The organism is Fodinibius sp. GM21, from assembly GCF_058386955.1.
Window position 1 is genome coordinate 449,953 of sequence record NZ_JBYEIQ010000002.1, and the last position, 13,043, is coordinate 462,995.

Below are 13,043 nucleotides of genomic sequence, written 5' to 3' on the forward strand. Positions count from 1 at the left end.
AATAAAAAAGGCGATCTCGAAAAGAGATCGCCTTTAATAATTATTTTTTCCTCTAAGCCTTAGTTATTGGGCTCATATTGATAAGGATTCAACGGATGTGATTCTGCACGTCGGTTTTTACGGCAGCCTAACTCTTCCGTTTGATCCATACATGGTTGAGGGGCTTTACCTAATCCGCGAGATTCAATGCGATTTTCAGAAACGCCATTTTCGATATAGAACTGTTTGACGGATTCTGCTCGTCGCTTACTTAAGCGCAAGTTATATTGATCGCCACCAACGTGGTCAGTATAAGCGTCAATACGAATACGAAACTTGGAAGAGTTCATCAATTTCTTGATGTTTTCGTTCAAAATACGAGCAGCAGATTCATCAATATTCGACTTGTCGAAGTCGAAATTGACCGTTCCAAGATCATCCTTCTTCAAGAAGGGAGGATCATTACTGTCGTTGGGATTTGTACCCATTTCAACTTCCTGTGCGTCGGTAAAACCGTTACCGTCAGAGTCGGCATTGTTGGGATCAGTATTGTATTCATTAACTTCCTCAGCGTCCGAAAGTCCGTCACCATCGCTGTCAGCACTCAGTGGATCGGTGTTGTATTCGTTAACTTCCTCACCATCAGTTAAACCATCACCGTCAGAATCTGCTTCCATCGGGTCGGTTTCGTAGGAGTTAACTTCCTCTCCGTCTTCAAGACCATCTCCATCAGTGTCGGCATTGTTTGGATCGGTTTCATATTCATTTATTTCTTCGGCATCCGTGAGGCCATCATCGTCACTGTCAGCACTTAGTGGATTGGTGTTATGTTCATTCATTTCTGCCCAATCACTAAGACCATCATCATCAGTATCAAGAGAGCGAAGTGTCTCTTCATCTAATGATTGAAGATATGCTAAATCACGGTCGGAAGGAGCTCTAAGTTCTTCGGTACCGGCACAGCTGGTAAGCAATGCCATCCCAAGAAACACGGAAGAAAGAAGTAGTATTAATTGTTTGTTAATCATCGTGTTACGACTATAGGTTAAAAGTTGATTTGTGATAAGTTATAAGATAGAGTTTTCCAGAAGAATTATAAATACCTGTTAAAACTATTAGCTACAATATGTTATCTAATATAATCAAAAACAAAATAAAGTTAATCTTATAAATGGGTGTAACTTCCGATAAAATTTTTTATATTTACCGACTCTAAAATGGGGCTATAGCTCAGTTGGCTAGAGCGCTTGCATGGCATGCAAGAGGTCCGGGGTTCAAGTCCCCGTAGCTCCACTTTTTTGTTTTGCATTTCTGCGAAACATCACATCACCCTGATAACATTGCTTCATACTTTGGAAGGGAGTAAATGTTCCAACTCATTCAATTAATATTTAAACATTGCAAGATATTAGTGGAACAAGGATTGTTGGAAAGCATTGTTCCGAACAATATTTCTTTAACTTATACCAATTCCTCTTTGATATATCTTAACTGTGGTGAAGTGATGTCACAAAATCCTTCTCATGAGGACTGGAGCGGCATTTTTGTTAAGAGGTAGAAGTTATTTTTAACGTCAATTTTGTTTGCCAAATACCGGCGAAAAATCGTATCTTTGAACTTCGAGGGTAGGCCCTACGCAGCCAGCTCCCTCTGAACTCCGTCAGGACCGGAAGGTAGCAGCGGTAGGAGGTTGTAGCGGCGTGATGTAGGTCGCTTACCCTCTCTTTTTTTACCCTATCTTTTCTTGGATATCATTGGCAATATGTTCGGCATGGACCCGGGTATTCTCAATGAATAACTTGCTGGTATCCATTCCTCCGCAGACTACACCGGCTACATACATTCCCCGGCGATTCGTCTCGAGTGTTTTTTCATCGTATACGGGCATTTTATCTGCATCGTCAGTGAGGTCAATGCCAAAGCTTGTCATCAATTCAAAGTTTGGTTTATAACCGGTCATGGCAAGCACGAAATCGTTGCCAATGGTTTTAATGCCCTTGGGGGTATCAAGGATAACTTCGTGTTGCCTGACTTCTTTTATCTCGGTATTAAAGTAACCGGCAATCTCTCCATTTTTAATCCGGTTTTGGATATCAGGTTTAACCCAATATTTCACCGATTCTTTAATTTGTGAATCGCGAACGGCTAAGGTCACATTTGCATTAGTACGATATGTTTCCAGCGCTGCATCCACAGCCGAATTGCCACCCCCAATGACAAGAACATCCTGCCAAGCATAAGCATGGGCCTCATCATAATAATGGCGAACCTTGTCGAGCTCTTCGCCCGGAATGTTCATCATTTTAGGAACGTCGTAAAACCCGGTGGCAACTACTACTTTTGAAGCCTCGTAGCTATCTTTATCAGTTTTGATAGTAAATGCCTGATCCCGACCTGAAATATCCTGCACCTCCTCATAGAGATGAATATCTAAATCATAACTCTCGGCGGCCCGACGATAATATTCAAGCGCTTCGCGGCGCGTTGGTTTCGGGTTGTGAGAGATGAAGGGGACATCTCCAATTTCTAACCGTTCTGAAGTTGAGAAAAAGGTCATGTCTTTGGGATAATGGAAGATGCTGTTGACCAGGCAGCCTCGCTCAATAATTTTTGCAGGTATTTGCTTCCGTTTCAATTCAATAGCGGTGGCCAATCCAATAGGGCCAGCCCCAACAATGATAACCATAAAAGTTTATTATAAAATGTTCGAGAATTTTGCCAGTTAAAATACAGTTTTTAACAAAAGGTACCCAAGAACAGTTCTATGGAAATTCTAATATCGAGATGGGAATTCTTATAAATTGCTACTTAAATAATTTTCAATCACAAAGTTGAGCCATCCCCTGGGCTTACTCCAAAAACCAACGTGTCCTCCCTCTTCACTAACAATATAATCGGTGAATGGATTTTGGTTAATCTTAGCTAAAGGCATTGCTTGAATGGGGCAAAGCGGATCTTTTTTGCTGTGAATGAGCAGTGTGTCAATATTGATATGTTCTACAAATCGACGAGCCGAGCATTGCTCATAATAATCTTCAGCACTTTCAAAACCGTGAACGGGAGCAGTAATCTGATCGTCAAATTCATATATGGTAGAGCCTGAAAATTCAGGAAGGTTGGGGAACTGTATTCGTTTTTCGTTGAGTTTTTCGCGTAATGTTCGTAGAAAACGGTACTCGTAAATGCGGTGAAATCCTTTTGAGAGTAGGATAGAACCCAGGCGCAAATCATAAGGAACCGATACGGCAACGGCTGTATCGACTATGGCACGTTCTCCTGTTTCGCCAAGGTACTTTATTAAAGCATTACCGCCCAGCGAAAAACCTACAGCTCCAATTTTTTTCTCAGGATATTTCTCTGTAAGCCATTTGAAAACGGTTTGATAATCCTGTGTTTCTCCTGAATGATAAAACCGCGGCTGATTATTGAGCTTTGATCCGCAGCCCCTGAAGTTTACTCCCACTACCGAATATCCTTTATCTATGAGGTTTTTCATGACCTCGACCATATAATACCGATTCGTAGAACCTTCAAGTCCGTGAAAGAGGGTGATGATGGAATCAGATTCAGGTTGCACGTGGCAGTCAAGCTCAAGAAAGTCATCGTCGGGAGTTGGAATCTCGATACGATTTAATGGCGGTTGTTGGGTTTCTCCGAATAATGACCGGGCAATGGTATGAACATGTCCGTTAAAACACCAAACTGGGGATTGCAAATAGGGGACATGTCGCAGGTTTGTTTTCATATTGAACTATTAAAAAGGACTATCAGAGTTGTCTAAGTTGGGGTGGGGTTACAATATGTTGAAGATATGAAGAGGATGGTTGCATTAGGTAGCTGTTAGATTAAACACAGATAACACGTTAAAGGGCTTTTATTTTTGTTATAGGAATGGTCTGGGAGCCACGATCGGTTTCGAGCCGAATAAAATAAACCCCACTGCTTAGGTTACGTGCATTCAACGTTAGAAAATGGGCGCCAGCGTCAAAGTTGGTGTCAGCTAATTGCCGAACCTTTCGTCCCAATACATCAAAGACGGTGAGGGTTACGTGTGAATCCTGGTTGAGGTCAAAGTGAATTTCGGTTTCTTCATTAAAAGGGTTCGGGTAATTTTGGAAAAGCTTCGTTTGCTGAGGAATTTCATCTGCTATAGCTCGGCCTGCTGGTGACACTTCAAAAAGGTTTCGAGAACGGGCTTCGGAAATTTGATCCCGAAGTTCATTTAAATCATCCCCAAAAGCATAAACGAACCCGACAGTTATGTTAGCACCAGGATTCAACGTGTACGGGCCTGAACTGGTAACAGCCGAAACATCCGTATTTTGTATATTGGTGCGAACGGTACCGGCTGTAAGTGAAGATTCCTTTTCTCCATCTGAAAAACCGTCATAAATGCCAAAAGTGACCGAATCTTGCGTGCCTTCTACTGAATTATCAATAGCGAGAGCGCCCGAAATCGGTCCCAGATGAGCAACGGCAACGGTAGGTTGAGTACTTGATGAGGAGGCATCAGAGATATAGAGTAGACTGTCGGTTTCACTGAATGCGATACTATTATTTCCTGCATTACTTCCAATGTCCCAGTCGTTGAACAGCCCAACGTACATATTTTTCATCGTCATATATTGTGACGGATTGCTGATGGTGTATTTTACAAAAACTACATTGCTTATGGCAGGATCATCATATGCAAATGTTTCTAGTTTGATAGAAGCTCGCCGTGCACTATCATTTAAGGTAGCAAATTGGGTAGTGCCTCTTAATCCATTACCATCCTCAGCCGGTAAAATGGCGACGGCATCTTGAGGCAGAAAATCGCGAGAAACGCGTCCGTTGGAGGTACGGACAGCATCAAAAAGTTCATCATTAAACTTCATGATGAGTCCTCCTTCAAAAAGAAGGTTATTGCCTTCTTGATATCCACCGGTGCCGTCGGGATAGCGGGGAATAAAACCAACGCCGCCGCGCCCGGCCATGGGATCAGAAAAGCCAAATGTGCCCTCAGCGCCAAAAGACGTTTTTACATTATTACCGGCTATGATATCAAAAAACATATCTTCATAAACAAGAGCATTAAAATCGTTGTAACCCAAGTTGTTATCACGAAATTCTAATCGAAACGTGGGTATTTCAGTGAGTTCAAAATCGTTTGCAATAGTAATTGGGAAACTTAAATCGACGGTGTCGCCGGTAGCAAAGCTACCTAATTGTTGAAACGAATTATCCAGTTGAACCTCGCTTTCATTTAAGGATATGAGCTCCAGTTCGAGGTTGGATGTAGTATTACCCACATTGGTGATGGTTACTTCAATAGTTCCTTGTTCGCCCAGTGATAGTTTGTTACCCTCATTGTTAATAAACTCTTGTGAAACTACCTTTAAGCCCGGCAGATTGGTATTCAGTGCCCGGGAGGCATCAATGGAACCATGGCCAAGCTGATTCTCGAGACCGGGATTTGAATCATCAACATAATTGGCAGATGCCCGAATTTGCATGCCGATACGCTCGGGACCCCAGTTGGGGTTTAGGTCTTTAACAAGTACTGCAAGCCCGCTGACTACGGGGGTAGACATTGAGGTACCGGTGTTAGAAATGTAATTATTATTATAAGAGGTGCTGAGAATGTCAGTTCCGGTGGCTAAGACATCCAGATTGTATCCAAAATTCGAATACGAAGATCGATTGTCATCAGATTCCACCGAACCCACAGCAAGTACTTTATCGTAACGGGCGGGATATCCCGTTCTATTGGCTTCGTTACCGGCGGCGGCAATGACCAGCGCTCCCATCTGCGTAGCAAGATTTATGACGTCTTCCTCAGCTTCTGATGCAGAACCCCCGCTCCAGCTACAATTTATGATATCAGCCCCGTTGTTTGCGGCGTACAAAATGCCGTCGTATCCAAAACCAATTGCATCAGCAAAATTGGGGACTCCTCCGGCTTTTACAGGCATATAGGTGGTATTGTAAGCGGCGCCGGCAACCCCTTCGCCATTATTTGTTTTTGCTGCGGCAATACCGGTTACGTGGGTACCGTGATCTGTGGCATTATGGATGGGATTGTTGTCTTGTGTAATATTTTGTGTGTTACTTCCAGATTCCCAGAAATCCCAGCCAAAAAGATCATCCGTAAAATCGTTATTGCCATTATCAATATTATCTGTAAAATCGGAATCATTATGTAGTGCATCTTCCAGCGTGATCTCCCCATCGCCATTATGGTCTGTCCCATTTTGCTGCAGATAAGACCGTACTTCCGAGGCCGTTACGTCTCCATCTCCGTTTTCATCAACTTGAGCAAAAATGGTGGACGGTATTTCTTCTTGGTTTATCCAAAGGTTCTCATTCAGCTCGGTGTGGGTATAGCCAACGCCGCCATCGACAACAGCAACGATTATATCTTTAGAGCCTTGGCTTAGATCCCAGGCGTCGGCAAAATTGTGAGCTTCAACGAATTTCTGTATATCAGGATCATTGGGCTCGGCACTCATATGCCTGTAGTATCTGGGTTCTGCATAGGCAACGCCGGGCATCCTGTTTATTTTGGAAGCTAGTTGTGCCGGATCAATACGATGGCTAAATATCACCTCTTCGATGCGAAGGACATCATTTGCTGCGGGCAGACGTTGAGCCTTAACCAGCTGCTGAGTTTTTGATGAAAGAAGAGGACGACTGATCTGCGCACCATATTGGTTGAGCAGTTGCTGGACTGCTGCTTTTGGATTTCTGCCAACCTTCCCCTGAATCTGCTGCAGCTTTTGATCTGTTTGGTATTTAATAATAAGCCGGTTTGGAAAATAATCAGTTCGCACAGACTGAGAAACGCCCAAGAAGGGCAGTAGAAAAATAAAAATAAACAGAACGGACGGTAGCTTCTTAAGCATAGAAATATAGATAAAAGGAGATTTATCAACAGGTACAGGACATCAAGAAATCATATATGAAATAGTATATCAGTTTACAGACGTATATCCAATTTGATGAAATTTAATAGTTAGATAATTGGATACACATAACTCGTAACAGGCAACATTAAAGATTTAATTCAGTTATTGTAACTGTATAATTAATTGGGCAATTTTAGACGCCATTGAATGTCCGTTTTAATCATATATCGTAATAAATTAACGCACAATGAATAAGAAGGTATTTGTACGATCTTGCAAGATTCTAACATCTGCATTGGTATTAGTTTTAACTGCAAGTGTTATTTCAAATGTTGTTTATGCTCAATCACAAAGTTCATCTGCAGATGATAACGGGATTCGTCCATTAAATTATGATGTGGGGATCCATGGGTTGACGGCCAATACTCACTGGCTTAGTGATCTGCACTATAAAGGCAATACTGATTCGTTGAGCTTTGACGGTAGTTCGGAGCTTGAGTTTGTATATCGTAATGTGCGTACGATGTTTCCACGTCTGGGAGTAGGTTACCAGGTGGTAACCAGCTTTTTTACGGGCGGTGAGAACGCCGATTTTGGAATAGGTAGTTGGGGTGTGGGGCCGATTATACGCGGATATCCATTTAAAACGGATCGCCTGCAGCCATACGTCCAATTAAACTCTCTATTTGGAAATAATCTGGCTCTGGGGACTTTGTCGAATACAACGGAGGATTACGGCTTCCGAGTTCGATTTGGATTACGTGCCGGTTTAGCGATTCGGTTAACCAATACCCTCGGTTTATTTACCGAGATCGGATATGACTGGGAAAGCAATCGTCTTTTTAAAGCCGACAGTAGAAACCTGCAGGCGAATATTGGGATCGATTACTACCTCTTTAACTGATCAGTTCGGTACTAATTTTTACTCAGATCGTCATGAGGTCGTTTTAGTGAGTCAGGGATATCCTGTTTTTCATTCCGAAGGCGCTGTATGTATTGCTGACGCTTGACCGCTCCTCGTCGTATTCCAAAGTAGGAACCTAAAAAAGCCGAAAAAATTACGGTGAGCACGAATACCAGCTGCAGTTGTTCTAGTCCCACATCTTTCGTATAGACCCAAAAAATGGTTGGCAGAATAGTAAGGAAAGACATTATATAGACTACCCCACTCGGATTAAGCGCTTTAATTGCAAACCTTCGACTGATACCAAAGTTGAGGTTAAGAAAAATCAACCCAAAGCCGAACAGAAAAAGGTAGCCGGTAGTACCTTCGTGCGCCACATATTGGATAAAGCTATTGGATAGAAGGATAAAAAGTAATCCAAAAACAAGAGCGCCGCTCACAAATGCAAAAGTGCGTTGCCAGTTGGTCATGAAAGAAGCTTAGTTATAGGTTAATTGAAAAATGGATGCGAGTGTAAAAGCTTTGTTTAATTGCGATGCAGAAAATACCAACAAAAAGAGGGGGAAGCTAATTTAGTAATTGCTTGACATCGTTTCTCTTCGAAGCCAGTTCTCAGGATCTAAATTTTCGTTGTTTTCGCGGATTAAGAAAAACAGGCTTTCTCCCTTGGGCGAACTGGAGTCACCCGAAAGGCCCAGCATATCACCTTGGTTCAATACCTCGCTTTTACTCACCATGATTTCGCTAAGGTTTCCATAGGCTGTAATGAAACGTCCGTGCTTAACAAATATCACATCACCATAGCCGGGAACAGGGATTATATTCATGACATATCCGTCGTGAACAACTTCGACCGACGATTGGGCATCTGTTACAATTTCTACGCCCAAGTTGGGTGTTTTTGTTCCGTAAACAGGATGCACTTTATTGCCAAAATGTTCAGCAATGGTCCTGCTATCGACGGGCCAGGGGAGCTTGCCTTTGTTGGAGGCAAACCGTTTTTCGATCTCTTCCATTTTATTGGAATCCAGAAAATTGTCGAGTTTAATAGGTTCGGAATATTTTTCAATTTCGGCCTCCCGTTTGGCATCATTTTCAATTTTTTTAGCGGCGGCCAGCTTTTTCTGTCGTTCTGCTTCTAATTGGCGAAGCTTTTGTTCCTGGGCCTTTCGTATTTCTTCTTCCCGACGAATGAGATCTGTTAGCGTACTGTTTAGATTGTCTTTTTGCTGCTGAACTTCTTTCAATTTTTTATTGATCTCTTCCCGGTTCTCACGAAGAAGGGCAACATTTTTTTCTTGCTGTTCTTTCTTTTGTGCCAGCTTTTGTTTCTCATCTTTGATTTCTGCTAGGACCTCTTTGTTTTTTTCTTGTGCTTTAACCAGCTGCTCTTTGGTATGTTCAAGTTCTTTTTCGGCTTGGCGGATTTCTCGAGCCTGCTCCTCACGATAGTTATTAAATTTCTGAAGATAGAAGGATCGGATCAGCATTTGATTGACAGAGGAAGCCGAAAAAAGAAGGGCAAGTTGAGAGGTTCGCCCATGTTTATATAAATAACTCAGTGTTTGTTTGTAGTTTTCAATCAGTCGCTCTAATTCAGCCCGCTTGGCATTAAGTGATTCTGAGGTAATAGAAATTTCTTCTTGAATCTGAGACTGTTCTTGCTGCAGCTGAGTAAGTTTTTCATCCTGAAGCGCAATGAGTTGTTTCAGATTTTGATATTTTTGATATAGTGCTTCATATTTTTCATCCGCCCGCTTCAGCCGTTGTTCAAACTGTTGAATTTGTTTGTTTAGTCGTTCAATTTCGGCGCGGGTATTCTTCTGCTTTTCAACCACATTTTCCCGCAACTCCTTAAACTCCTGCATAATGGCAGACTGGCCGAACAGAAGGTCAGGAGTCACCAAAAAGCAGATGATAATCGCTATGAGACTACATGTTTTTTTCATTCGTTATAAATGGGAATATCGTCTGGCAACTCGATTATTAAATTGTCAAGCGCAGGATTTAGCTCTAATGCTGTTAATTGTAAAGCAATTTTTGACTTACCCTCAGGACCGAATATACTAATTCTGCGCGGAAGGGTGAACCCCTTCATTGAAGTATATGCCTCGTATTCGATTTTTGAGTAGGGTAAGTTTGTAGATGCCGGCTGTACAATCTGCCGTACAGTATGTGAATTTTTATCAATATAAGCTTTTGTACCGGTTTTTAGCTGTAACTGGTAAAGGGTTTCATTTTCCAGAAATTGTTCTACATCCTCTTGTTTGACCGAATAATTCAGCATATCCAGAATATTGAGCGACGCCAGCCGGTTTATGCGATCCAGGTTTGCTCCCTGAACCGGGACCTTCCGGGCATATTTATCTACTTTATTGTAGATAAGAAGCGTATCGCCGTCAGTGAGCAATTGTCCACCTTCAATACCCAAGCCATTGCGAATCGTTACCAGGCTTTTTTGTTGATTGCTGGAAAAATGTATAGTAACACGTTCAGTATTGCCCGGTTCGCTAACTATTGCCCGTCCTTTTCCTTTTACGGATTGTAAATCATCACTGTAATTGGGCAAATGGTTAATGGTTTTTGAAAGGTTTGCTTCTGATGGACGAAAATTATCATCAACAAGCTTTTGGGAGCTCGAACAGGAAAGCATCACCAGGCATAAACATCCCCATAACAAACAGTGCAGTATATATTGGTGTTGGTTCACGTATCGTTCGAAATTTTATCTTTAAGATGAGTTCTTGTTGAATCCTTTTCGAGCGCTTGTCTCCACCGCTTTTTAGCCTCTTCCGGCTTATCAAGTTTAAGCAAAACATCGCCCATATGTTCCAGTGTCTCGGCGCTGGGCGTACCCGAATCTATGGCCCGTTTGATATATTTAAGGGCTTTTTGCAGCTGCCCTTGTTTGTAGTATATCCATCCAACGGTATCCATAAACGATGTATTGTCTGGAGAGAGTTCTAAAGCCCGAAGCGCCAACTGTTCTGCTTTGGAAAGTTGTTTTTCTTGCTGAGACAGGTAATAGGCGTAATTATTGTAAATGACAGGATTTTGTGTACCCAGATCCGTAGCCTTCTGATAGTATTCAAATGCAGAATCCCAGTCTCCCAATCCGGCATAAGTATCAGCCAAAGAACCCCAAATATTGGCTTTCAGCGGCCGCCGCGCGGGGAGTGTAGATGCTTCTTTGAGGTGCTGCTCTGCAAAATTGTACTGTTGAGAAGATAAATAAGCGTTCCCGAGAATATATAGCAGAACGGGGTCTTGAGGAATATTTTGGATTGCTTGCTTGCCGGCCTTGATAACATCGTCAAACCTTCGCTGTTTAAGCAGCAGTTGTAATCGTTTTTGCCAGAATGAATCGTTTGTGGGATTTAGTTCTGTTGCCCGCTTAAGTGCGTTAATGGCATGCTGGATCTGATTAGTATCTAAAAAGAAATCTGCCGCCATTGCAGAAGCTTTGCCGGACTTTGGAGCGGTTCGGATAAGTTTTTTGAAGAGGTTGTCTGCTGTTTGCTGAATGGCAGAATTAGAAGAATCACTTTTGTATTTGCTGTAGATAAATTGTGCAACTTCTTCTTTTGCTTGAATGGAAACTGCTGTGTTATCCATAAGAACGGCAAGCGTGGTTTGTGCGCTATCCCATTTGGCTTGGCTCAGGTAAATATCGGCAAGGATTATCCGGGATTTTGGATTATTGCTGTTAATTTGAAGGGCATTTTTAATGACGTCACGCGCTTCGTCTGCTCTGTTAAGTTCCAAATAATAATTGCTCAACAGGTGAAGTGTAGAAACGTTTCCGGGATCCATTGAACGGATTTTCTCCAGTTCAACAATAGCTGAATCCTTCATACTCAGTTTGTTGAAGTTTTTAAGTTTCTCAATCCGTATGGAAATCATTTCTCCCTTTAGTTGGAGCAGTTTGTTATATACTGCGTTCGACCGTTCTAATTTTCCCAATTCGGTATAGGTTTGCGCTAAATTATATAAAATATCGATATCTTTGGGATGATGCGTCAATGCATTGCGAAGTTCCTTGGCGGCCCCCTCGTTATTGCCAAGAGTCTTATAAATTTCAACAAGTTGGAGATGATACCATTTGTTTTCGGGATTCAGAGTTCGAGCCTGCTTACTGTAATACCCTGCATTTTCAAGATCATTTATTTGCAGGTAGGCATCGGCCAAAGCGAAGTTAATTCCGGGATGATTAGGTAGTTTTACATAGGCCTTATTTAAAAGCCTGATTGCTTCCTCATAATTATTATTCTCAAAAGCGGCTAACCCATCAATATAAGCAGTTTGTGCTGCGATATATTCTTGTTCTTCAACCGTTTGGTTTTGTGCAAAAACCGAAGATGTGGCAAAAACAGATAACAGGATGATAGAAACACCTGCTGATGCAAGCCGGATATGTAACAGGATAGTATTCATAAAAACCAACAATTGACTGACTGGTAGTATAATAATTTACAACCGGCAGTAGGTAATCCTTTTAAGCAATGGTCTTTCGCCAGCCATTTAACCGCTTAAATGCGTGTTTCATGCGCGATCCATACCAGCTAAACCACTCTCCTTCGACCAGTAACACACGTGCAGCAGGACACGCTTCCTCAATTTGTGCCATGTGTTTTTCTTCAAAGGGATAAGGTTCACTGCTCAGTAAAATTAAGTCGGGATTCTGTCTCTTGAGATTATCCAGACTTATTTTGGGATATCGTTTTTTATCCGCAAATACATTAGGCAGTTTCCAGTGATCCATAATATCATGAATGTAAGTATCGCGCCCCACCGTCATCCAGGGATCTTTCCAGATCAAATAGGCCGTATTTAGTTCGGAAACCTGGGGACGATTTTCCAGCGCTTCTTGGATATCGCTGATTAGCTTTTCTGCTTCCTCCAACGTTTCGAATGTTTTGCCCAGCTCATGAATCGTTATGAGTGCATCCTCGATTGTGGCAATTTCGGTGACATTTATTTTGAAATCATTTGCCAGCGCTTCGATATCTTCCGGACGATTTTCTTCTTTATTGGCAATGATATGGTCGGGGTCGAGATCTCTGATCTTATCCAAACGCGGATTTTTGGTCCCGCCGACAATGGGAATTTCTTCTACCTTTTTTTTGGGATGCACACAGAATCGAGTTCGGCCGACAAGGCGCTCTTGCAATCCCATGTCAATAACCAATTCTGTAAGACTTGGAACGAGGCTGATAATACGTTGTGGGGGTGTTGCCATGTTTAGATCATTATTATTTCTCAAAATTACATAT

Annotated in this window: 10 protein-coding genes, 1 tRNA gene and 1 other RNA gene; 3 read left to right on the plus strand and 9 right to left on the minus strand. The window is 42.1% G+C overall.

Annotated elements, in window-relative coordinates:
* Positions 1-59 precede the first annotated feature (59 nt).
* Positions 60-1,007 carry an OmpA family protein gene (locus ACT3IB_RS05870; RefSeq protein ID WP_491538077.1) on the minus strand — a complete coding sequence of 316 codons (948 nt, stop codon included), beginning with the start codon at positions 1,005-1,007 and terminating at the stop codon, positions 60-62.
* Positions 1,008-1,198: 191 nt separating this feature from the next.
* Between ACT3IB_RS05870 and ACT3IB_RS05875 the strand changes: the two genes are divergently transcribed.
* A tRNA-Ala gene (locus tag ACT3IB_RS05875) sits at positions 1,199-1,272 on the plus strand.
* Positions 1,273-1,602: 330 nt separating this feature from the next.
* An RNA gene (gene ffs, locus ACT3IB_RS05880) (signal recognition particle sRNA small type) lies at positions 1,603-1,702 on the plus strand.
* 6 nt (positions 1,703-1,708) lie between these two features.
* On the opposite strand, the gene ACT3IB_RS05885 is transcribed toward ffs, so the two are convergent.
* From ACT3IB_RS05885 to ACT3IB_RS05895, 3 genes are all read right to left on the minus strand, one after another.
* A complete protein-coding gene (locus tag ACT3IB_RS05885) occupies positions 1,709-2,665 on the minus strand; it encodes a YpdA family putative bacillithiol disulfide reductase (RefSeq protein WP_491538078.1) in 957 nt (318 codons plus the stop codon).
* Positions 2,666-2,773: 108 nt separating this feature from the next.
* Complete coding sequence (locus ACT3IB_RS05890; RefSeq protein WP_491538079.1) at positions 2,774-3,724, minus strand: YheT family hydrolase; 951 nt, start codon at positions 3,722-3,724, stop codon at positions 2,774-2,776.
* Positions 3,725-3,842: 118 nt separating this feature from the next.
* On the minus strand, positions 3,843-6,863 hold the full coding sequence (locus ACT3IB_RS05895; protein ID WP_491538080.1) for a S8/S53 family peptidase: 3,021 nt from the start codon (positions 6,861-6,863) through the stop codon (positions 3,843-3,845).
* Positions 6,864-7,113: 250 nt separating this feature from the next.
* On the opposite strand from ACT3IB_RS05895, the gene ACT3IB_RS05900 reads away from it, so the two are divergent.
* A complete protein-coding gene (locus ACT3IB_RS05900; RefSeq protein WP_491538081.1) occupies positions 7,114-7,770 on the plus strand; it encodes a hypothetical protein in 657 nt (218 codons plus the stop codon).
* Positions 7,771-7,781: 11 nt separating this feature from the next.
* On the opposite strand, the gene ACT3IB_RS05905 is transcribed toward ACT3IB_RS05900, so the two are convergent.
* From ACT3IB_RS05905 to ACT3IB_RS05925, 5 genes are all read right to left on the minus strand, one after another.
* Entirely contained in the window at positions 7,782-8,240 is a 459-nt protein-coding gene (locus ACT3IB_RS05905) for a hypothetical protein (RefSeq protein WP_491538082.1), read from the minus strand.
* A 102-nt stretch (positions 8,241-8,342) separates the two neighbouring features.
* Positions 8,343-9,719, minus strand: a complete 1,377-nt coding sequence (locus tag ACT3IB_RS05910) for a murein hydrolase activator EnvC family protein (RefSeq protein WP_491538083.1) — start codon at positions 9,717-9,719, stop codon at positions 8,343-8,345.
* Positions 9,716-10,423 carry a DUF4292 domain-containing protein gene (locus ACT3IB_RS05915; protein WP_491538321.1) on the minus strand — a complete coding sequence of 236 codons (708 nt, stop codon included), beginning with the start codon at positions 10,421-10,423 and terminating at the stop codon, positions 9,716-9,718. The genes ACT3IB_RS05910 and ACT3IB_RS05915 overlap by 4 nt, the downstream gene beginning before the upstream one ends.
* Positions 10,424-10,476: 53 nt before the next feature.
* The gene (locus ACT3IB_RS05920; RefSeq protein ID WP_491538084.1) at positions 10,477-12,204 is read right to left on the minus strand and encodes a tetratricopeptide repeat protein; all 1,728 of its coding nucleotides are present in this window, start codon (positions 12,202-12,204) and stop codon (positions 10,477-10,479) included.
* Positions 12,205-12,265: 61 nt separating this feature from the next.
* Positions 12,266-13,009, minus strand: coding sequence for a helical backbone metal receptor (locus ACT3IB_RS05925; protein WP_491538085.1), 744 nt, complete (start codon positions 13,007-13,009; stop codon positions 12,266-12,268).
* Positions 13,010-13,043: the final 34 nt, after the last annotated feature.

Bases quoted from the DNA above. Each gene is read 5' to 3' on its own strand.
- ACT3IB_RS05900 (WP_491538081.1), top strand. From the start codon at position 7,114: ATGAATAAGAAGGTATTTGTACGATCTTGCAAGATTCTAACATCTGCA.
- ACT3IB_RS05925 (WP_491538085.1), bottom strand. From the start codon at position 13,009: ATGGCAACACCCCCACAACGTATTATCAGCCTCGTTCCAAGTCTTACA.
- ACT3IB_RS05915 (WP_491538321.1), bottom strand. From the start codon at position 10,423: ATGCTTTCCTGTTCGAGCTCCCAAAAGCTTGTTGATGATAATTTTCGT.
- ACT3IB_RS05885 (WP_491538078.1), bottom strand. From the start codon at position 2,665: ATGGTTATCATTGTTGGGGCTGGCCCTATTGGATTGGCCACCGCTATT.
- ACT3IB_RS05905 (WP_491538082.1), bottom strand. From the start codon at position 8,240: ATGACCAACTGGCAACGCACTTTTGCATTTGTGAGCGGCGCTCTTGTT.
- ACT3IB_RS05910 (WP_491538083.1), bottom strand. From the start codon at position 9,719: ATGAAAAAAACATGTAGTCTCATAGCGATTATCATCTGCTTTTTGGTG.
- ACT3IB_RS05870 (WP_491538077.1), bottom strand. From the start codon at position 1,007: ATGATTAACAAACAATTAATACTACTTCTTTCTTCCGTGTTTCTTGGG.
- ACT3IB_RS05920 (WP_491538084.1), bottom strand. From the start codon at position 12,204: ATGAATACTATCCTGTTACATATCCGGCTTGCATCAGCAGGTGTTTCT.
- ACT3IB_RS05890 (WP_491538079.1), bottom strand. From the start codon at position 3,724: ATGAAAACAAACCTGCGACATGTCCCCTATTTGCAATCCCCAGTTTGG.
- ACT3IB_RS05895 (WP_491538080.1), bottom strand. From the start codon at position 6,863: ATGCTTAAGAAGCTACCGTCCGTTCTGTTTATTTTTATTTTTCTACTG.